Source organism: Streptomyces sp. NBC_01408 (assembly GCF_026340255.1).
Classification (GTDB): Bacteria; Actinomycetota; Actinomycetes; order Streptomycetales; family Streptomycetaceae; genus Streptomyces.
The window spans coordinates 1,116,933-1,136,925 of record NZ_JAPEPJ010000001.1; the positions used below are offsets into that span (position 1 = coordinate 1,116,933).

Annotated in this window: 21 protein-coding genes; 15 read left to right on the forward strand and 6 right to left on the reverse strand. The window is 74.2% G+C overall.

Going from position 1 to position 19,993, the window contains the following annotated elements:
- The first annotated feature begins 3 nt into the window (after nt 1–3).
- From OG447_RS05160 to OG447_RS05170, 3 genes are all read left to right on the forward strand, one after another.
- Nucleotides 4–900, forward strand: coding sequence for a glycosyltransferase family 2 protein (locus OG447_RS05160; RefSeq protein WP_266935142.1), 897 nt, complete (start codon nt 4–6; stop codon nt 898–900).
- A 47-nt stretch (nt 901–947) separates the two neighbouring features.
- Nucleotides 948–1,904 carry an NAD(P)-dependent oxidoreductase gene (locus tag OG447_RS05165; RefSeq protein ID WP_266935144.1) on the forward strand — a complete coding sequence of 319 codons (957 nt, stop codon included), beginning with the start codon at nt 948–950 and terminating at the stop codon, nt 1,902–1,904.
- 107 nt (nt 1,905–2,011) lie between these two features.
- Nucleotides 2,012–3,283: an acyltransferase gene (locus tag OG447_RS05170; RefSeq protein ID WP_266935146.1), complete on the forward strand. Its 1,272-nt coding sequence runs from the start codon at nt 2,012–2,014 to the stop codon at nt 3,281–3,283.
- Nucleotides 3,284–3,359: 76 nt separating this feature from the next.
- Here OG447_RS05170 and OG447_RS05175 read toward each other — a convergent pair whose 3' ends face one another.
- Entirely contained in the window at nt 3,360–4,277 is a 918-nt protein-coding gene (locus OG447_RS05175) for a DUF3027 domain-containing protein (protein WP_266935147.1), read from the reverse strand.
- A gap of 366 nt (nt 4,278–4,643) precedes the next feature.
- Between OG447_RS05175 and OG447_RS05180 the strand changes: the two genes are divergently transcribed.
- From OG447_RS05180 to OG447_RS05195, 4 genes are all read left to right on the forward strand, one after another.
- Nucleotides 4,644–6,005, forward strand: coding sequence for an MFS transporter (locus tag OG447_RS05180; RefSeq protein ID WP_266935149.1), 1,362 nt, complete (start codon nt 4,644–4,646; stop codon nt 6,003–6,005).
- Nucleotides 6,006–6,540: 535 nt separating this feature from the next.
- Nucleotides 6,541–7,029 (forward strand): DUF2771 domain-containing protein, encoded by a 489-nt coding sequence (locus OG447_RS05185; protein ID WP_266935151.1) that lies wholly within the window; start codon nt 6,541–6,543, stop codon nt 7,027–7,029.
- 13 nt (nt 7,030–7,042) lie between these two features.
- Nucleotides 7,043–7,768 (forward strand): futalosine hydrolase, encoded by a 726-nt coding sequence (locus OG447_RS05190; protein WP_266935152.1) that lies wholly within the window; start codon nt 7,043–7,045, stop codon nt 7,766–7,768.
- Nucleotides 7,755–8,612 (forward strand): 1,4-dihydroxy-6-naphthoate synthase, encoded by an 858-nt coding sequence (locus OG447_RS05195; RefSeq protein WP_266935154.1) that lies wholly within the window; start codon nt 7,755–7,757, stop codon nt 8,610–8,612. Before OG447_RS05190 ends, OG447_RS05195 begins: the two co-directional genes overlap by 14 nt.
- Nucleotides 8,613–8,682: 70 nt before the next feature.
- On the opposite strand, the gene OG447_RS32240 is transcribed toward OG447_RS05195, so the two are convergent.
- Nucleotides 8,683–9,066 (reverse strand): cold-shock protein, encoded by a 384-nt coding sequence (locus OG447_RS32240; RefSeq protein ID WP_323181820.1) that lies wholly within the window; start codon nt 9,064–9,066, stop codon nt 8,683–8,685.
- A gap of 229 nt (nt 9,067–9,295) precedes the next feature.
- Here OG447_RS32240 and OG447_RS05205 point away from each other — a divergent pair, with 229 nt between their 5' ends.
- Nucleotides 9,296–9,547, forward strand: coding sequence for a hypothetical protein (locus OG447_RS05205; protein ID WP_266935156.1), 252 nt, complete (start codon nt 9,296–9,298; stop codon nt 9,545–9,547).
- 24 nt (nt 9,548–9,571) lie between these two features.
- On the opposite strand, the gene OG447_RS05210 is transcribed toward OG447_RS05205, so the two are convergent.
- Nucleotides 9,572–10,198, reverse strand: coding sequence for an HAD family hydrolase (locus OG447_RS05210; RefSeq protein ID WP_266935158.1), 627 nt, complete (start codon nt 10,196–10,198; stop codon nt 9,572–9,574).
- 71 nt (nt 10,199–10,269) lie between these two features.
- Here OG447_RS05210 and OG447_RS05215 point away from each other — a divergent pair, with 71 nt between their 5' ends.
- From OG447_RS05215 to OG447_RS05235, 5 genes are all read left to right on the forward strand, one after another.
- Nucleotides 10,270–11,289, forward strand: coding sequence for an iron ABC transporter permease (locus tag OG447_RS05215; protein WP_266935160.1), 1,020 nt, complete (start codon nt 10,270–10,272; stop codon nt 11,287–11,289).
- Nucleotides 11,286–12,407: an iron chelate uptake ABC transporter family permease subunit gene (locus tag OG447_RS05220; protein WP_266935162.1), complete on the forward strand. Its 1,122-nt coding sequence runs from the start codon at nt 11,286–11,288 to the stop codon at nt 12,405–12,407. Before OG447_RS05215 ends, OG447_RS05220 begins: the two co-directional genes overlap by 4 nt.
- Nucleotides 12,404–13,210, forward strand: coding sequence for an ABC transporter ATP-binding protein (locus OG447_RS05225; RefSeq protein ID WP_266935164.1), 807 nt, complete (start codon nt 12,404–12,406; stop codon nt 13,208–13,210). The genes OG447_RS05220 and OG447_RS05225 overlap by 4 nt, the downstream gene beginning before the upstream one ends.
- A 118-nt stretch (nt 13,211–13,328) precedes the next feature.
- A complete protein-coding gene (locus OG447_RS05230) occupies nt 13,329–13,829 on the forward strand; it encodes a SigE family RNA polymerase sigma factor (RefSeq protein WP_266935165.1) in 501 nt (166 codons plus the stop codon).
- A 9-nt stretch (nt 13,830–13,838) separates the two neighbouring features.
- Nucleotides 13,839–14,699 (forward strand): hypothetical protein, encoded by an 861-nt coding sequence (locus OG447_RS05235; RefSeq protein WP_266935167.1) that lies wholly within the window; start codon nt 13,839–13,841, stop codon nt 14,697–14,699.
- A gap of 325 nt (nt 14,700–15,024) precedes the next feature.
- Here the strand turns inward: OG447_RS05235 and OG447_RS05240 are convergent, their stop codons facing one another.
- Nucleotides 15,025–16,032 (reverse strand): hypothetical protein, encoded by a 1,008-nt coding sequence (locus tag OG447_RS05240; RefSeq protein ID WP_266935169.1) that lies wholly within the window; start codon nt 16,030–16,032, stop codon nt 15,025–15,027.
- A gap of 233 nt (nt 16,033–16,265) precedes the next feature.
- Between OG447_RS05240 and OG447_RS05245 the strand changes: the two genes are divergently transcribed.
- Both OG447_RS05245 and OG447_RS05250 read left to right on the forward strand, forming a co-directional pair.
- Complete coding sequence (locus tag OG447_RS05245; RefSeq protein WP_266938757.1) at nt 16,266–18,638, forward strand: helicase-associated domain-containing protein; 2,373 nt, start codon at nt 16,266–16,268, stop codon at nt 18,636–18,638.
- A gap of 120 nt (nt 18,639–18,758) precedes the next feature.
- Nucleotides 18,759–19,355 carry a DUF4291 domain-containing protein gene (locus tag OG447_RS05250; protein WP_266935171.1) on the forward strand — a complete coding sequence of 199 codons (597 nt, stop codon included), beginning with the start codon at nt 18,759–18,761 and terminating at the stop codon, nt 19,353–19,355.
- Here the strand turns inward: OG447_RS05250 and OG447_RS05255 are convergent.
- Nucleotides 19,340–19,462: a hypothetical protein gene (locus OG447_RS05255; protein WP_266935173.1), complete on the reverse strand. Its 123-nt coding sequence runs from the start codon at nt 19,460–19,462 to the stop codon at nt 19,340–19,342. The genes OG447_RS05250 and OG447_RS05255 overlap by 16 nt on opposite strands.
- Complete coding sequence (locus OG447_RS05260; RefSeq protein WP_266935175.1) at nt 19,459–19,944, reverse strand: GNAT family N-acetyltransferase; 486 nt, start codon at nt 19,942–19,944, stop codon at nt 19,459–19,461. Before OG447_RS05260 ends, OG447_RS05255 begins: the two co-directional genes overlap by 4 nt.
- Nucleotides 19,945–19,993: the final 49 nt, after the last annotated feature.

Consider the following 19,993-nt stretch of genomic DNA (forward strand, 5'->3'; position numbering starts at 1 on the left):
CTCATGACAACTCTCGACATCATGCTGCCGTACTACGGCGACGTCGCCCTGATGCAGGCCGCCGTGCGCAGCATCCTGGCCCAGAGCGACCCCGAGTGGCGGCTGACGGTGGTGGACGACGGCAAGGAGCCGGACGTCCCGGGCTGGTTCGCGGAGCTCGACGACCCGCGGGTGTCGTACCAGCGCAACGAGCAGAACCTCGGCGTCACCGGGAACTACCGCAAGTGCCTGGGCCTGGTCCGCGAAGAGCACTTCGTCATGATGGGCACCGACGACATCATGCTGCCCGACTACGTGGCGACGGTGCGGGCGGCCCTCACCCGGCACCCGGGCGTCGGCATGATCCAGCCGGGTGTCCAGGTGATCGACGGCAACGGCAAGCCCACCGGGGGGCTCGTCGACCAGTCCAAGAAGCGGATCTACGCCCCCCGCGTCAAGGGTGAGCTGCTGATGGGCGGCGAGCGGCTCGCGACCAGCCTGCTGCGCGGGAACTGGCTGTACTTCCCGTCCATCTGCTGGCGCACCGAGGCGGTCCGCAAGGCCGGCCTGCGGGACAACCTGGAGGTCACCCAGGACCTGGCGCTGGAGATCGACCTGGTCCAGGCCGGCGAGCAGATGCTGATCTCCGACGCCCTGTGCTTCCAGTACCGCAGGCACGCGGTCAGCATCTCCTCCCAGCAGGCCTTCACCGGCCGCCGGTTCGAGGAGGTCAACCGCTTCTTCATGGACGTCGCGGACCGGCTGGACGCGCAGGGCTGGACGAAGGCCGCCAAGGCCTCCCGGCTGCACCTGTCCTCCCGCATCCACGCCGCGACGATGCTGCCCGGCGCGCTGAAGAACAAGCAGAGCGAGGGTGTCCGCACCCTGCTGCGGCACGTCACCGGCAACGACCACCGCTGACGCAGGCCCCGTACGCCCACCCCTCCGACCGCCGGGAGCCCACGCCCATGTCCGTCACCAGCCCCTCCCTGCCCCGTGTGGCCGTCCTCGGTGCCACCGGGTTCATCGGCCGCAGGCTGTGCGCCACGCTCGACGAGCGCGGACACGGGCTGCTCGCCATTGCCCGCAAGCAGCCCGCCGAGGCGCTGCCCGGCGAGTTCGCGGCCTTCGACCTGACCGTCGACGCGCCGGCCGCGCTGGCGGAGCTGTTCACGCAGCACCGCATCGACGTGGTGGTCAACGCGGCCGGCGGCATGTGGGGCCTGACGGACGAGCAGATGGTCCCCGCCAACCTCGGCATGGTCAGCCGTCTGCTGGAGACCCTGCGGTCCATGGCGGAGCCGCCGCGGCTGGTGCAGATCGGCACCGTGCACGAGTACGGCCTCTTCCCGGTCGGCGAGACGTACACCGAGGACTCCCCCGCCCGGCCGTCGACGGTCTACGGGCAGCTGAAGCTCCAGGCCACCGAGCTGATCGCCGAGGCCGTCCGCGACCAGGGCCTGGACGCCGTCGTCCTGCGCCTGGGCAACGTCGTCGGCGCCGGACAGCCCTCCCACAGCCTGCTCGGCGTCATGGCCGGCAAGCTGGCCGACGCGCGGGCCGCGGGCACCGTCGCCGAGCTGTCGCTGATGCCGCTGACGGCGCAGCGCGAGTTCCTCCACCTCCAGGACGGGGTCGACGCCATGGTCGCCGCCCTCGCCCCGGCCGGGCCCTGCCCGCCGGTCCTCAACCTCGGCCTCGGCCGGGCGAGCTCCGCCCGCGAGCTGGTCGAGCTGCTGATCGAGGAGAGCGGGGTCCCCACGCGGATCACCGAGGTCCCCGCCCCGGACGGCGGCGGCCCGGAGACCGAGTGGCACCAGCTCGACATCAGCGCCACCGAGCGCGCGCTGGACTGGAAGCCGGTCCGCAGCCTGCGCGACGCGGTCGCCGAACTGTGGACGGCCGCCGCCGCGGCCCGCGACTGACTCCCGGTCCGTCGGTAGGATCCCGCGAGGCCTCCGGGCCGCGCATACAGGCCCTACGCCGAGCCGGCCACCCGGCGCTCCCCTCTCAGGAAGTCTGACCCCTCCTTATGTCACGCAGAGCACCTGTCCTGCCCGGCCGTCGCGGAACCCTCGACGAGCTGTACTCCTCGCGGGCCAACAGCTTCGGCGTGCTGAGACTGGTCCTCGCCTCCTCGGTCGTGCTCTCGCACGTGTGGCCGCTCGGCTGGGGTCCCCTGGACCCGCTGTGGCGCTGGAGCGGCCAGCAGACCGACGTCGGGAAGATGGCCGTGATCGGCTTCTTCGTACTGTCCGGCTTCATGATCACGGGCAGTGGGGCCCGGTCCACCTCCGGCCGCTACGCCTGGCACCGCGCGCTGCGCATCCTGCCGGGCCTGTGGGGCTCGCTGCTGATCTCCTCGCTGCTGATCCTCCCCGCGCTCTACTACTGGCTGCACGGCTCGGTGAACGGCTACTGGAACCACCCCGAGGGGCCCCTCAGCTACCTCAAGGGCATGTGGAACACCTCCATCAGCACCCACTGGGACATATCCGGGGTGGTGGCCGAAGGAAAGGCCCGCGGGACCAACTTCGACCAGAGCGTCAACGGCGCCCTGTGGTCGCTGAAGTACGAGATCTTCTGCTACATCATGGTCGGCGTGCTGGCCGCCGGCGGAGTCCTGCGCCGGGCCCGCAAGTTCGTCCCGCTGCTGGCCGGCGCCCTGGGCCTGCTGATCCTGCGCGACTGGATCACCGCCCCCTCCCTGCGCGGCATCCCCGGTGACATGTCGGCCGCGGTGCAAGTGCCGTTCCTGGGCAGCATGTCGGTGCACTTCATCGTCCACCTGTGCTTCGTGTTCCTGATCGGGGCCAGCTTCCAGCTGTACCGCGACCGGCTGCCGATCAGCGACGGCCTGGCCGTGCTCTGCGCCCTGGTCCTCGGCGGCACGCTGGCCTTCGGCGGCGTCTTCGTCTTCGGCTACCCCGCCTTCGCGTACCTGCTGCTGTGGCTCGCGGTGCGGCTGCCGCGTCCCTTCCAGAAGGTCGGGCGCAAGCGCGACTACTCGTACGGCATCTACATCTACGGCTTCACCGTCGAGCAGGCGCTGGCCCTGATGGGCTACGCGAAGTACGGCAAGCCCGTCTTCCTGCTGCTGGCGCTGGCCGGGACGGTGGCCCTGGCGGCCCTGTCCTGGCACCTGGTCGAGTCGCCCGCGATGAAGCTGAAGAACTGGACGCCCTGGTTCGTACGGAAGCTGCGGCGCGACCCGGCCGTCCCGGCGCAGCAGCCCGGCACGCCGGCAGCCGTCCCGGCGGCGGACGGGACGAAGCCGGAGCAGTCCTCCACGGTGTCCGCCTGACCCGCACCCGTACCCGTACGACCGCGCCCGCCCGGGTCCTGCCCGGGCGGGCGCGGTCGTTTACGGCAGACAGGGCCTAGGAGTGGCCGAGGTCCGGCGGCGGCAGGTCCGTGACCGGCACCGAGCCCATGTCCGGGGCCGGGCGCAGCGGGAACTCGTCCGAGGCCATGGAGTCGAGCACCGGCGGCGCGGGCCGCAGCGGCGCCGGCATGACCGCGGCTTCGGAGTGGCCGCCGCAGCCGTAGGACAGGGACACCAGCCGGCCGTCCGCCGGGCTGAACTCGTTGGCGCAGACACCGAAGGCCTGGCCGAGCGAGCCGCCGATGGCGACGAGGAAACCGCAGGACACGCACGAGGCGGGAGCCGCCTGCGCCATGGGGGTCTTCGCGCCGAAGGAATCGTCCCAGCGGTCGGCCGCGGTGTGCAGCCCGTACCGCGACAGCACGCGGGCGCGCCGCATGCCGAGCTCCTCGGCGACGGAGGTGATGGAGCCGCGCACCGGGACCACGGTGCGGTCGGTGACGTCGGCGTCCTCCGCCTCGACCAGTTCGGCCATCTCGGCGGAGACCACGGAGTTCGGCGGCGGGGTGTCCTCGCCCGACCAGCCCGGCTCCAGCCGCAGGTCCTCGGCGTCGGTGGGCAGCAGGTCGCCCGGGCCCATGTCGCCGGGGCGCAGCCGCTCGCTCCACGGCACCCACTCGGGCGCCAGCAGGGCGTCGTCGCCGGGCAGGAGCACCGTCTCGTCGAGGGTGACGTTCTTCGCGCGGGAGGCGCGGGTCACGGTGACGGCCCAGCGCCAGCCCCGGTAGCCGGGTTCCTTGCACTCGAAGTAGTGGGTGACGACCCGGTCACCCTCCGCCACGACGGAGGCGTGCTCGCCCACCACGCCGGGGAAGGCGGCCTCCTCGGCCGCCGCACGGGCGAGTTCTACCGCCTCGACGCACAGGCGGTCGGGGGTACGCGGGGTACGGCTTCGCGTCGTCGCAGCACTCACTGGTCTCGTTCTCTCCTACGCCGTCTCACGTGTGCGCCGTCCGTACTGTCGTCCACAACGACCCGTCGGTGCTGTCCGTACGTAGCGCGGGCGGAGCGGACCAGAGGGCCGCGTCGACGTCCGCACCCGATCGGACCCGGGCGCACCTTCCTGCAATCCATTCTGCGGGATCGCGAAGAGGCGCGCGGCCGAGAGCAACCGCCGGTGGCGCGCTACGCACGCTACCTCCTCCGAAGCCCCGGGCCCACATGCAAGGTCCGATTCGCGGAACGAACGAGCGCCGGGCGGGCACCGGGCCGTGCACGACCGGGGGGCCGTGACGCGCCGGGAGGGGTCCGCGGGAGGCCCGTGGGGCACTATGGCCAGGTGGCACCCGCACGGTCGTCCGGTGACGGCTCGGGACCGGCCAGGCGGGCCGGCCGGGCCTTCGGGCGTGCCCTGCACCTGCCCATCACCGGGACGGCGCGCGGGATCCGGCGGGCCACTCACGCCCACGGCGCCGGTGAATCGGGCCTCGGCAAACTGATCGAGCTGCACGCCATCAACGGCGCCGGCGACATGATGATCACCGTGGCGCTGGCCTCGACGGTCTTCTTTTCCGTCCCCACGGACGAGGCACGCGGCCGGGTCGCGCTGTACCTGGCGATCACGATGGCCCCCTTCACCCTGCTGGCCCCGGTCATCGGGCCGCTGCTGGACCGGCTGCCGCACGGACGGCGGGCCTCGATGGCGGCCGCCATGCTGACCCGGGCGCTGCTGGCGGTGATGATGTCGGGCGCGGTGGCGACGGGCGGACTGGAGCTGTATCCGGCCGCGCTCGGCGTGCTGGTCGCGTCCAAGGCGTACGGGGTGGTCCGCAGCGCGGTGGTGCCCCGCCTGCTGCCGCCGAACTTCTCACTCGTCAAGGCGAACTCCCGGGTCACGCTGGCCGGTCTGCTCGCCACGGGCGCCGCGGCGCCGGTCGGGGCCGGCCTGCACGCGATCGGCCCCCAGTGGCCCCTGTACGGGGCCTGCGTGGTCTTCCTCTGCGGCACCTTCGCCGCCTTCACGCTGCCGCACAAGGTGGACGAGGCCAAGGGCGAGCGCCGGGCCCGGCTCTCCACCCACGAGGCGCACTCGAAACGGCCGGGGCTGCGCACGGTCAGCCGCTCGGTGCTGTGCGGTCTGCTGGCGAACGCCTCGATGCGCGCCCTGTCCGGGTTCCTGATCTTCTTCCTGGCGTTCCTGCTGCGCGAGCACCCCCTGGCCGGGCAGAGCGCGGCGGTGTCGCTGGGCATCGTGGCCGTCTCGGCGGGCGTCGGCAACGCGTGCGGCACCGCGGTGGGCGCGTGGCTGCGGGCGCGGGCCCCGGAGGCCATCATCGCGGCGGTGCTGTCCGTGACCCTCGGCGTCGCGGTCCTGGCGGCGGTCCTGTTCAGCGGCCTGTTCATGGCCGTGCTGGCGGCCACGGCGGGCTTCTGCCAGGCGCTGGCGAAGCTCTCGCTGGACGCGATGATCCAGCGGGACGTCCCGGAGTCCGTGCGCACCTCCGCCTTCGCCCGTTCGGAGACGGTGCTCCAGGTGGCCTGGGTCCTGGGCGGCGCGATCGGCATCGCCCTGCCGCTGAACGGCGTCCTCGGCATGTGCGTCGCCGCGACGCTGGTTGCGGCGGGCACGACCATGGCCATCCGCGGCCTTCTCGCGGCCCCGCGCCATCACCCGGGCACGACCCGCCCGCGCGTGGCGTAACCCTGGGGCTCCGCCCCAGACCCCGCGCCTCAAACGCCGGCGGGGCTGGATTTGGCCCTGCCTTCGCCTGGGCAGGCGGCCTGGTCGGTGGGGTCGGTCCGCGGGGCCGCTCCGGGTTGTCTCCTCGGCTCGCGCACTGAGCCCGATCTGACGTCCTCGGCCCAGGTTGCGCGCTCGTCCTGCGGGGACAACCCTGCGCGTCCCCACTCCCCTCCGCCACGGCTTCCGCTTCCGAAGCCTGGGCGTGGGGCGGGGTCGCGCAGGAGGGTCCCCGCAGGACGAGCGCGCAACCTGGGCCGGACATGCGTAGCCGGGGCTCAGTGCGCGAGCCGAGGAGACGCTCCGGAGCGGCACCGACCCACACCCCGCCAAGCCCCCGCCAGGGCCAAGGCCAAACCCAGCCCCGCCGGCGATTGAGGCGCAGGGACACCGCTGAGCCCCGTGCAACGGCGCCGCACAGGCCGAGCCCCGCAAGGGACACGGCCGGGGGACCCCGTGCAGCGGCGCAGCCCAACCGCCCGATAGCCTTCGGCTCATGACCGCACCGCTTTTCTCGGGTAGGGCCCGCCGCAGCGTCGCGGCCCTCGGAGCCGTTTCCGCCGGCCTCCTCCTCCTCTCCGCATGCGGCGACAAGCCGACACCGCTGGCGACCGTCACGGTCGGCACCTCGGCGGTGTCCGCAGAGTCCGCCTGCCACGACGGCACGGAGCTCTCCACGGACAAGGTCCAGGAGTGCCTCACGAACCTGAAGGCCGCCAAGTCCATCGAGTACGCCCGCGGCGACACCCTGCGGCTCGGCGTCGATCCGGAGGTCGTCGAGGACGGCAAGAAGTGGCAGGCGGTCCTGGACGGACAGCCCATCACCGAGCCCTCCTCCAACACCTACCGCAGCTTCCCCGGCGCCGACGTCTTCGCGACCGGCGGCCAGGGCGAGGCGCCCAGCTCGAAGAAGCTGGCCATCGTCCAGGTGGCCGAGGACGGCAAGCCCCTCGCCGTCTGGTCCTTCAACCTCAAGCTCAAGTAACCGGGCGGCACCCGTGCGCGTGCTCGTCGTGACCGCGGTGGCGGCGGAGGCAGACTCCGTCGTCGCCAGTCTGACCCCTCATCCGGACACTCCCGGTCCTGAGCCGCGCACCCTTCCCGGCGGGTACCTCATCACCCGCCGGGACCTTCCGGGCGTCGCTTTCGACGTGGTCGTCGCGGGCGTCGGACCGGCGGCGGCCGCCGCCGGCACCGCCACCGCCCTGGCCCTCGCCGACTACTCGCTCGTCGTCTCCGCGGGCATCGGCGGCGGTTTCGCCCCCGCCGCGCCCGTGGGCTCCCTCGTGGTCGCCGACGCGATCGTCGCCGCCGACCTGGGGGCCGAGACCCCCGAGGGCTTCCTCGACGTACAGGCCCTCGGCTTCGGGCGCAGCGTGCACCTGCCGCCCGCCGAACTCGCCGCCCGCGCCGCCGAGGCGACCGGCGCGCTGCTCGCGCCCGTCCTGACCGTCTCCACCGTCACCGGGACCGCCGACCGGGCCGCCGGGCTCGCCGCCCGGCATCCGCTGGCCGGCGCCGAGGCCATGGAGGGGTTCGGGGTCGCGGAGGCGGCGGCCGCGCACGGGCTGCCGGTGCTGGAGGTCCGGGCCGTGTCCAATGCCGTGGGTCCGCGCGACCGTGCCGCCTGGCGGATCGGGGACGCGCTCGCCGCCCTCGCCGACGGCTTGCGCGTACTGGGACCCGTACTCGCGAACTGGGGAGAACGCCATGAGCACCGGTGACCGTGAACCGCTGGGCATCGCCTATTCGCCGTGCCCGAACGACACCTTCGTCTTCGACGCCTGGGCGCACGGCCGCATCCCCGGCGCGCCCGCCCTGGACGTCACCTTCGCCGACATCGACGTCACCAACGGCATGGCCGAGCGCGGCGAGCTGGACGTGCTGAAGGTCTCGTACGCCGTGCTGCCCTGGGTGCTGGAGGAGTACGCGCTGCTGCCCTGCGGCGGGGCGCTGGGGCGCGGCTGCGGCCCGTTGGTCCTCACCCGTGAGCCCGGCCTGGAGCTGGCCGGGAAGACGGTCGCCGTGCCGAGCGAACGGTCCACCGCCTACCTGCTGTTCCGGCTGTGGGCGGCCGACGTGCTGCCCGAGGGCGTCGGCAAGGTGGTCGTGCTGCCGTTCAACGAGATCATGCCGGCGGTCCGCGACGGCCGGGTGGACGCCGGACTGGTCATCCACGAGGCCCGGTTCACGTACCGGGACTACGGACTGCACTGCCTGGCCGACATGGGCGAGCACTGGGAATCCACGACGGGTCTGCCGATCCCGCTCGGCGCGATCATCGCCAAGCGGGCGCTGGGCGCGGAGCGGCTGCACGCGCTGGCCGAGGCGGCCCGTACGTCGGTACGGATGGCCTGGGCGGACCCGCAGGCCTCCCGCCCGTACGTGCGCGCCCACGCCCAGGAGCTGGACCCGGCGGTCGCCGACCAGCACATCGGGCTCTACGTCAACGAGTTCACCGCGGACCTCGGCGACGCCGGATACGCGGCGGTGCGGGGGCTGCTGACCCGGGCCGCGGCCGAGGGCCTGGTGCCCGCCCTGGCGCCGGGGGCGCTGGACTTCCCCTGACGACGGAGCCCCGCCGCTCGGAGTGAGCGGCGGGGCTTCGTCGTCGTGGTCCGTGCGGACGGGCGTACCGTCAGACGTCGAGCTGGTCGGCCACCGCGCGCAGCAGGCCGGCGATCTTCGCGCCGTGCACCTTGTCGGGGTACCGGCCGCGCTCCAGCATCGGGGTGATGTTCTCCAGCAGGGTCGTCAGGTCCTGCACGATCGAGGCGAGGTCGTCGGGCTTGCGGCGCTGCGCGGCCGCGACGGACGGCGCCGGGTCGAGCACCGTCACCGACAGTGCCTGGTCCCCTCGCTGGCCTGCGACGACACCGAACTCGACGCGCTGACCGGGCTTGAGGGACTCGACGCCGCTGGGAAGCACCGACGAGTGGACGAAGACGTCGCCGCCGTCGTCACGGGAGAGGAAGCCGAAGCCCTTCTCGCTGTTGAACCACTTGACCTTGCCGGTAGGCAAAGCACGCACCCCGTCTCACATACCCGAAACCGAACCAACATGTCTCAGCAGGTCAGGGTATCCATGTACCAAGGCCGTGACTGCCTGCCATTGCTGTGAAGAGTCTCCCCTCACAACCACCCCGTCAAGCATGGCCGAAGGCCCTCTGCCCGGAACTCGTCCATGGGAGGGCCGGACCCTCCGGAGGGAGGCGACCGGCCCGTGGCGCGGCGGGAACTACCCTGGTGCGGTGACTGATACTTCTCGCGTCGACGAAGCGCGGCCCGGCGACGGACTGGTCAAGGCCGGCGGCATCGTGTTCATCGCGGGCGCCGTGGCCACGCTGGTGACGATGACCCCGCTGTTCCTGGACATCGACCCGTTCCCCTCGTACGCGTGGGCCGTGTGCATGCTGATGGGCGTCGGCTTCGCCGTCTCGGCGGCGGGCGTGCTCCGCTCGGCCGCGGCGCAGCGCCGGGCGGCCCGGGAGTCGCAGGCCTGAGCCCGCCCGGGCCGGTCCGGTGGCCTAGGCCGCCTGCCCGGCCACGTACTGCGTGAGCCAGTCCGGCAGCGCGGTCAGGTCCGGGAGCACCACGTCGGCGCCCGCCGCCCGCAGTTCCGGCTCCGGGCACGGACCGGTCGGCACCGCCACCGACAGCGCGCCGGCCGTACGGGCCCCGCGTACGTCGCCCACGTGGTCGCCGACGTAGACCTGCGCCCCGTACTCGCGCAGCGCACCGGCCTTGGCCTCCGCCCACAGCCAGCCGATGACGGCGTCGGGCTCGATGCCGAGGTGCGCCAGGTGCAGGCGGGCGTTGGGCTCGTGCTTGGCGGTGACGACGATCGCGCGGCCGCCGAGCGCCTGGACGGCCTCGATCGCCTCGCGGGCGCCGGGCATCGCCGGGGTCGGCTCGATGGCGTGCGTGGGGTAGATCTCCCGGTAGCGGTCCGCCATGGCCGGGATCTCGGCCTCCGGGAACCAGTACGCGAGCTCCTGGTCCAGCGGCGGACCGAGGCGCGTGACCGCCTCGTCGGCGTCGATGTACGTACCCGTCTCGGCCGACAGGGCGAGATACGCGGCCTTGATGCCCGGGCGCGAATCGATGAGGGTCATGTCGAGGTCGAAGCCGACGGTGAGGTTCATACCGGCCATTGTGCCGATCCGGGCCGCCGGAAGGAGAACGTAGACTTAGGTCCGCCTTACCAGATCATGAAATGGGTGACATGTCTGCCCCCGCCCTCCGACGTGCCCTGACGACCCGTCGTACCGGGTGGACGGCAGCCGCTTTCGCCGCGCTGATATGCGCGGTGCTCCTCTCCCTCGCAGTCGGCGCGCGCCCCGTGCCGCTCTCCGAGGTCTGGGACGCCCTCTTCCGCGGCGCGACCGGCCCCGACGCCGAGGTGGTGCGGACCCTGCGGGTGCCCCGCACGCTCGTCGCCCTGATGGTGGGGGCGGGCCTGGCCCTCGCCGGGACCGCCCTCCAGGGCATCACCCGCAACCCGATCGCCGACCCCGGCATCCTCGGCATCAGCCAGGGCGCCGGGGTCGCGGTCGTCTGCGCCATCGCCTTCGCCGGGGTGCACACCCTGGGCGGCTACGTGTGGTTCGCCTTCGCCGGGGCGGCCGCCGCCTCCGTCGCCGTGTACGCCGTCGCCTCCGGCGGGCGCGGCGGCGCGACCCCCGTGAAGCTGGCGCTGGGCGGGGCCGCGATCAACGCCCTGCTGGTGTCGGTCACCACGGCGGTGCTGACGACGAAGGCCCGGGCGCTGGACGAGTTCCGCTTCTGGCAGGTCGGCTCGGTGGCCGGCCGGGACCTGGAGGTCGTCCACCAGATCTGGCCCTTCCTGCTGATCGGCGCCGTGCTGGTGCTCTCCGTGGCCCGCGGGCTCGACGCCCTCGCGCTCGGCGAGGACGTGGCCCAGGGGCTCGGCCAGAACGTGGCCGCCGTACGGATCGTCGGCGGGCTCGGGGCCACCGTGCTGACCGGCGCCGCCGTCGCGGCGGCCGGGCCGATCGCCTTCATCGGCCTCGCGGTCCCGCACATCGCGCGGGCCGTCGTGGGCGGCGACCACCGCTGGGTGCTGCCGATGGCCCTGCTGATCGGGCCGGTGATGCTGCTGGTCGCGGATGTGATCGGGCGGGTCGTGGTGCCGCCCGGCGAGGTCCCGGCCGGGGTGATGACGGCCCTGATCGGGGTGCCGTTCCTGGTCACGCTGGTCCGCCGGAAGGCGGTCGCCGCATGAGCGCCCCTTCCTCGTCGGCCCCGGCAGGGACCTCCTCCGCGTCCGCGTCCGCCCCGGCAGGGACCTCCTCCGCCTCCGCCGTGCCCTACGGCTACCGGCTCCTGCGGGCCGGCGGCCGGGGCTCCTTCCTGCTGCACCGCCGGGCGGCGCTCGTGGCACTGGCCCTCGCCGTCCTGCTGGCCGGGGTCTGCGTCGCGTACCTGTCCCTCGGCGAATCCACCGTCGCACCCGGCGAGGTCGTCAAGGTGCTCCTCGGGCAGCCCTCGCCGGAGGAGCTGGTCGTCGGCACGCTGCGGCTGCCCCGGCTGACGGCCGGACTGCTCGTCGGCCTCGCCTTCGGGGTCGCGGGCGCGCTGATCCAGACCGTGGCCCGCAATCCGCTGGCCTCCCCCGACATCATCGGGATCAGCCAGGGTGCCAGTGCGGTCACGGTGGCCGCGCTGACCTTCGGACTGACCTCGTACGCCGTACTGCCCTACCTGTCCGTGCTCGGCGGTGTCCTCGCGGCCGTGCTGGTCTACGTCTTCGCGTGGCGCGGCGGTCTGCACGCGACCCGGTTCGTCCTCATCGGCATCGGCTTCGCCATCGCGCTGAAGTCGGTGACGACCCTGCTGATGACCAAGGGCGACTACCTCGTCGCGCAGCAGGCGCAGATCTGGATGACCGGATCCCTCAACGGCCGCGGCTGGGACGTGGCCGCACCCCTGGCGTGGGTGCTGCTGCTCCTGCTGCCCGGCGTGCTGTGGGCGGCGCGGGCGCAGCGCACGATCTCCCTCGACGACGACACGGCCACCGCGCTCGGCGTCCGCCTGGGCCGGGTCCGGCTCGGGCTCATCGCCCTCGGCGTCGTCCTGGCGTCGGTGGCCACGGGAGCCGCCGGGCCGGTGGACTTCGTGGCGCTGCTCGCACCGCAGATCGCGCGGCGCATGACGCGGACCGCGCAGATCCCGCTGCTGTGCTCGGCCCTGACGGGCGCGGTGATCGTGGTGTCCGCCGATCTCCTCGCGCGCAGGCTGCTGTCGCCGACCGAACTCCCCGTGGGCGTGCTGACCGCCGCCGTCGGGGCCCCGTACCTGATCTGGCTGCTCGTCCGCAGCCGTACCGGAGGCAAGTCTTGAGCGCCGAGAGCCGGCTTTCCGCGAGCGCGCTGACGCTCGCCTACGAGGACCGCGTGGTCGTGGAGGGCCTCGACCTCGCCGTCCCCGACGGCAAGGTGACGGTGATCGTCGGCCCGAACGCGTGCGGCAAGTCCACCACGCTGCGGGCGCTGGGCCGGCTGCTGAAGCCGAGGTCCGGCGCGGTGCTGCTGGACGGGGCGGCGCTGTCCTCGCTGCCCACCCGGCAGATAGCCCGGGCCATCGGGCTGCTCCCGCAGTCCCCGGTGGCCCCGGAGGCGATCACGGTGGCGGACCTGGTGGCGCGCGGACGCCAGCCGCACCAGCACTGGTGGCAGCAGTGGTCGCAGGCCGACGAACGGGCCGTGGTCGACGCGATGGCCCGCACCTCGGTGTCGGACCTCGCGGACCGCCCGGTGGACGCGCTGTCGGGCGGGCAGCGCCAGCGCGTCTGGATCGCAATGGCGCTGGCCCAGGACACGGACCTGCTGCTGCTGGACGAGCCGACGACCTTCCTGGACATCGCCCACCAGGTGGAGGTCCTGGACCTGGTCCGGCGGCTCAACCACGAACGCGGCCGCACGGTCGTCGCCGTCCTCCACGACGTGAACCAGGCGGCCCGTTACGCGGACCACCTGGTGGCGATGAAGGCGGGCCGCGTCGTCGCCGAGGGGCCCCCGTCGGCGGTGGTCACCGCCGACCTGGTCCGCGAGGTCTTCGGTCTCGAATCGATCGTCATACCCGACCCGGTCACCGGCTCCCCGCTGGTCGTCCCGACCGCGCCCTGGTCCTCCCCGGCGGCCTGACACCAGCCCCCGGACCCGGTGGTGACCACAGGGTGAGACCTTCGCATTCGTGCTCAACCTTTTCCGTGCGGCAGCGCTCAGGACAGGGACGAGAGACACGAATTGAAGGGGAGGGCGGATGCCGTCAGGCACCGAGCACGACTTCGAGGCCTTTGCCCGGGCCACTCAGCGCCGGCTGTACCGGACCGCGTACCTGCTGTGCGGGAACGCGGACAGTGCACGCGATCTGACCCAGACGACGCTCGCGAAGCTGTTCCAGCACTGGCGGCGGGTGTCCGCCGCCGACCATCCCGAGGCGTACGCGAGGACCGTGCTGACGCGTACCTTCCTCGCCGAGCGAAGACGGCGGCTGCGGGACCTGCTGGCCCACACGCACGCCGACCCGCCGCCCGTGCCCGGGCACGCCGAGCTGCGCGTCACCCTGCTCGCCGCACTGGCCGCACTGCCGCCGCGGGCCCGGGCCATGGTCGTCCTGCGCTACTGGGAGGACCTGAGCACCGAGACGGTCGCCCAGCTGCTGCGGTGCAGCGAGGGCACGGTCAAGAGCCAGTGCTCGCGCGCCCTCGCGAAGCTGCGCACGCAGCTCGGCGAGGCCCACATCTACGCCACCGAGAGCTGAGGAGACGTCATGGGCACCAACGAACACCCCACGGACGACGCCATGGCCGCCCGGCTCCTCCGGGCGGCGATGGACCGGACCACCGAGGAACTGCCCCCGCTGCCCGACCTGGCGGGCCCGGCCCGCGCCCAGGGACGGCGCCGCAGGGCCCGCCTGCGGGCGGCGATCGGCGGCGGGGTGCTGGCCGTCGCCGTGCTCGGCGTGGCCGGGGCCGCCGCGCTGCCGGCCGGCTCCGGGAAGGCCGCCGGGGTGGACGAGGTGGCCGCCGCACCGTCGGCCTCGGCACCCGCCCAGGCCTCGACTTCGCCGTCCGGCCCGCCGCCGCCGGTCCACATCGAACCGAGCCCGGGCGAATCCTCGATGGCCCAGCTGCCGCCCGCCGAACGGATCCGGCAGGAGAGCTTCCAGGACCAGGCCGTCGCCGTGCTCCAGGACCTGCTGCCCGAGTCGGTCGGCACCGTGCAGCGGACCGACCTCGCGGTGCGCCAGTACCAGGCCACGAAGGACGGCAGCACGTTCACCGTCATCTTCTCGGTACGGCCCACGAGCGGGTCCGGCGACGGCCAACGGGTCTGCGTCGAGGTCAAGGGGCAGACCTGCAGGACGGCCACTTTGCCCGGCGGCATCCTGGCCACCGCGGCGACCAACCCCGAAGGCGACGGCGCAGTCACCGTGTCCCGGGTCTCCTTCCGCTACGGCACCAGCGACGTCCTGCTGTACATCGGCGCGGACTCCACGACGAACACCTCCGCACCCGTCACCAAGGACCAGCTCCTGACCCTGGCCAAGTCCCCCGCCTTCCTCGGCCTCGTCAAAACGGCCGACAGCCACCCGATGGAACAAAAACAAACGATCACCCACGGCGGCTGACCAACGCCTCCCAAGCCCCGCCGGGGCATCTCCAGCCCCGGCGGGGGATCTCCACCCCCGGGGCATCTCAAGCCCCGCCGGGGGCATCTTCAGCCCCGCCGGCGATTGAGGCGCGGGGTCCGGGGCAGCGCCCCGGCAACCGGCCCGCAGGCGGGCATCTCAAGCCCTGCCGGGGGCATCTCCAGCCCCGCCGGCGTTTGAGGCGCGGGGTCCGGGGCAGCGCCCCGGCAACCGGCCCGCAGACGGCGAGCCGACCGGACCGGAGGTCAGCGGCGGAGCCCCGGGAAGCCGGGCCGCAGGTGGGAAGGGCTGGCCGGACCGGAGGTCAGCGGCGGGAACGCCACACCAGGTACGCCGCCGAGGCCAGCCCCGCCCCCCGCAGGAGCCACGGCCACATGCCCGTCAGCGCCCCGCTGAGCTGGTCCTCGGCCAGGACCTCGCCCCATTTGCCGTTCATCCGGCCCCACAGCCACACCCCCGCCCCCGCGACGACCACCCCCGGCGGCCCGAAGACGGCCCACTTGCGCTCGGCCGGGCCCAGCAGCCGCGAGGCGTAGGGGAGCAGCCAGCCGACGACGAGGAGCAGCCAGTAGCTGCTGATCACGCCGGCGACGAGGACGGCCGCCGCGAGGAGCAGGAAGGTGTTCGGCCGGGGCCGGGGGGCCGCCGCGGCCGCCGCCGGGGCCGCCGGCGCGGGCTTCGCCGCCTGCGCCTCCTTCCGCGCCCGCCGCCGCTCGCGCAGGAACCGTACGAGGGTCCGCCCGCGCTCCCCCGCCGAAGCCGGAGCCGCAGCCCCCGCAGCCGGCTGCGCCTCCTCCGCCTCCTCCCGCCCCTCCTCGTACAGGTCCGGGATCTCGATGCCGCCCGCGAAGCCCTCCACCTGCGGGCCCGCCCCGTACGGCCCGGCGGCGACGCGCCACCAGTCGGGTTCGGCCCCGCCGGAGGGGCCGAGTTCGTCGAGCCCGGCCAGGTGCGGCGGCACGTTCACGGGCTCCGCCGCCGGGCGCGGCTCGGGCGTGCTCTTGCGCCGCAGCCGGCCCGGCCCGCGCTGGGTGGGCACGGCCGGGGCGGGACCGGGGTCGGGGGCGGCCGCCGACGGGGTTCCGGTGGCCGCGAGGGTGTCCAGGACCTCCTCCGGGGTGCCGATCCGGTCCAGGATGCGGCGTACGGCGGCCGGGGTCTCCGGTTCGTACTTGGCGCGCCGACGGTCGATCTCGTCCCGCAGCCCCGCCACCAGCCGCATCCGGTCGCCCGAGGACAGCTGCCGCCGCTGCGCCAAGTCCCCGACGCGGCTCAGATATTCGTAGACCAGGTGGTCGCTCTCGATCCCCATGCCCCGGCTCCTCCCGTACCGCCTGCCGGAACCGTAGCGCGTGCGCCCGTGGAGCGGTCCCGGGCTCAGCGGATACCGTTGGCCGGATGGGGACCGGCCGACTGACCGGCCGACGCGACCAGGAGGCGACTGTGCCTGAGGCAAGCACTGCTGCGGGAAGTGCGGGGGCGGGTCCGGGCCGAAGTACGGCCGGGGCCACGGGCGCAGGTGCCCACCGCTCCCTCGCCGAGGCCCTGCGCACCCGCGACGACGCGGGCCTCGCCGCCCTGCTGCAGGCCCGGCCCGACCTGATCAGCCCGGTACCGGGCGACGTGACCCAGCTGGCCACCCGCGCCGGGACCCGTGCCTCGGTGGTCCGGGCCCTGGACCGCCTCGACCGGTTCGCGCTGCAGACCGCCGAGGCCCTGGCGGTGGCCCCCGAACCGTGCCCGTACCCCGTGCTGGAGGCGCTGCTCACCGGCCACCTCGGCGCGGACACCGGCGGCGGACCGGCCCGCGCCGCGCTCCCCCGGGCCCTGGAGACCCTGCGCGACCAGGCCCTGGTGTGGGGCGACGGGGACCGGCTGCGGCTGGTCCGCACGGCCCGCGAGCTGCTCGCGCCCTCGGCCCAGCGCCCCTCCCCGACCGGGCTGGGACCCACCGTCGCCGAGGCCACGGCCGGGATGTCGCCGACCCGGATCCAGGAGATCGTGCTGGCCGCCGGGCTGCCCGCCACCCATGACCCGGTGTCCGCGGTGACCGCGCTGACCAGCCTGTTCACCGACCCGGACCGGATGTCCGCCCTGCTGGACGAGGCCCCGGCCGAGGCCCACCAGGTGCTGGGGCGGCTCGTGTGGGGGCCGCCGTACGGGGAGGTCACCCCGAGCCCCACGCCTCCGGTGCGCTGGCTGCGCGACCGGGGCCTGCTGCTGCCCGCCACCGCGCGGACGGTCGTCCTGCCCCGCGAGGTGGCACTGCACCTGCGCGGCGGCCTCGCGCACCGGGACACCGCGCCCGTGCCCCCGCCGGTGACCGCGCACCGCGAGCACCGTCCACAGCTTGTGGACGCGAACGCCGCCGGTCAGGCGCTGGCCGCGCTGTCCACCGTCGAGGAGCTGGTGAAGTCCTGGGAGCACTCCGGTCCGCCGGTGCTGCGGGCGGGCGGGCTGTCCGTACGGGAACTGAAGCGGACCGCCGCCTCCCTGGACACCACCGAGGCCTCGGCCTCCTTCTGGATCGAACTCGCCTACGCGGCCGGGCTGCTGGCCGGCGACGGCGAGGCCGACGAGCGGTACGCGCCCACCCCCGCCTTCGACGACTGGTGCGAACTCCCGCCCCCCGAGCGGTGGTCGGCGCTCGCCGCGGCCTGGCTGCCCGCCACCCGCACGGCCGGCCTGGTCGGCGAGCAGGACGCCAAGGGCCGCACCCTGTCCACGCTCGGCGCCGACCTCGACCGCTCCGCCGCCCCCGAGGTGCGCCGCCGCGTCCTGGAACTCCTCGCCGCCCTGCCCGAGGGCGCCTCCGCCGACCCGGACGTGCTGCTGGAACGGCTCGCCTGGGAGCGTCCCGTACGCGGTACGAGCGACCTGCGCGCCCGCCTCGCGCACTGGGCCCTGGCCGAGGCGGAGGTCCTCGGCGTCACCGGCCGCGGCGCGATCAGCGCCTTCGGGCGGGCCCTGCTGGAACACCGCGACCCGGCGCCGCTGCTGGCCCCGCTGCTCCCGGAGCCGGTGGACCACGTGCTGCTCCAGGCCGACCTGACGGCCGTGGCCCCCGGCCCGCTGCGCCGCCCGCTCGGCGACACCCTGGCGGTGCTGGCCGACGTGGAGTCCAAGGGCGGGGCGACGGTGTACCGCTTCACGCCCGGTTCGGTGCGCCGCGCCCTGGACGCCGGGCACGCCGCCGCCGACCTGCACGCCTTCCTGAAGGAGCACAGCCGCACCCCGGTCCCGCAGCCGCTGTCCTACTTGATCGACGACGTGGCCCGCCGCCACGGGCACCTGCGGGTCGGCGCGGCCTCGTCCTACGTCCGCTGCGACGACGACGCCATGCTGGGCGAGATCCTGGCCGACAAGCGCTCGGCGGGCCTGGGCCTGCGCCGCCTCGCCCCGACCGTCCTGGCCGCCCAGGCCGAACCGACCACCCTCCTCGACGGGTTGCGGGCGATGGGCTACGCCCCGGCCGCGGAGTCCCGTACCGGCGACGTCCTGGTGTCCCGGGCCGACGCCCACCGCACCCCGGCCCGCTCCGCGCCCGCCCCGGTCCCGGACGGCCCGCCGGTCCCGGACGCGACGCTGCTGGCGGCGGCCGTACGCGCGATCCGCGCGGGCGACCTGGCGGCGACGGCGGTCCGCAAGGAGCCCGCCGCGGCGACGGGCGCGCCGGGCGAACTCCCGCGCACGAGCGCGGCGGAGACCCTGGCGACGGTGCAGGCGGCCGCGCTGACCGGCTCGGCGGTCTGGATCGGCTACGTCAACGCGGAGGGCGCGGCGAGCCAACGCGTCATCGCCCCGGTCCGCGTGGAGGGCGGCTTCGTCACCGGCTACGACCACACGGCCGACGAGGTCCGTACGTACGCCCTCCACCGCATCACGGGAGTAGCCGAACTGGCCGACGAACACCTCTGACCCACAGATCCAGCCCCGCCGGCGTTTGAGGCGCGGGGTCCGGGGCGGAGCCCCGGCAACGGCGCCGCACGGCGGGGAAAACGGTTGGCCAACCCAGCCAACCGCCCCCACCCTTGACGCATGCCAGACGTACCGACCCCGCAACACCAGATCCGCGCCGCGCACACCACCACCACGATCACCGTCTACCAGGCGTACTCCCCCACGCTAGGGCTGCCGGCTGCCGGCACCGGCCGGTTCCCGCCCGCCTGGAAGCGCGAGCGGATGACGTGGATCAAGCCCTCGTTCCTGTGGATGATGTACCGCTGCGGCTGGGCCACCAAGACCGACCAGGAGACGGTGCTCGCGGTCGAGATCACCCGCGAGGGCTTCGACGAGGCCCTGCGCGGGGCCTGCCTCTCCCACTACGCCCCCCGCGTCCACCCGGACCGCACGGCCTGGCAGCGGGCGCTGCGCGCGAGCCCGGCCCGCGTCCAGTGGGACCCGGAGCGCGACCTGCACCTGAACCCGCTGCCGTACCGCTCGCTCCAGCTGGGCCTGTCCGGCCCCGCCTCACGGGCGTACGCCGACGAGTGGACCGTCTCCATCCGCGACGTCACCCCGCTGGCCCGGGAGATCCACGGGCTGCTCCGCGGCGGCGAGGCCGAGGCCGCGCACGCCCTGCTGCCCGTGGAAACCCCGTACCCGGCAGGCCCCTTGCCTCACCTCGGGGCGTAGTCGATCAGCCCCGCCTCGAAGGGCCACGCCTCCGCGAGCCACCGGGTGACCGCCGCGTGCAGCGGGGCATCGAGCGCGGCCCGGTCGGCGCGCACCCACGAGCTCACGTGGACCCGCTCCCCCTCGCCCCCTCCGCTCCGGCCGGTTTCAGGCCGGCTTCGAGGTCGATGAAGGGCACGCTGTCCCCGGGCAGCAGATAGCGCTCCACCTCGACGAAGCCGCGCGCCAGCGCGAACCGCAGCCCCTGCGGATTGGACTCCAGAACCACCGTCCGGATCCGCTCGGCCCCCAGCTCCCGCGCCTGCGCCAGCCCGTGCGCGTACAGCAGGGTGCCGAGGCCCCGCTCCCGGTGCTCGGGCAGGATGCGCGCGATCACGGTCGCCACCGGCGTCCCGTCCTCGGGCGGGCGTACGGTCATGCAGCCCACCAGCACGTCCCCGACGTAGGCGACGTCCAGCCGGTGGCGCCCGGCGCGCTCGCGGACCTCGTCGGCGGAGAGCGGGTCCGTGGGAATGATCAGGTTGTGGACGTACCGCCAGTCCCGCTGCCCGGCCTCGCCGTCCACCCGTTCGACACGAAGATCAACCATCGCTCCAGGCAACCCGCCCCGGCCCGCCCCGTCAACCGTCCGACCGGCA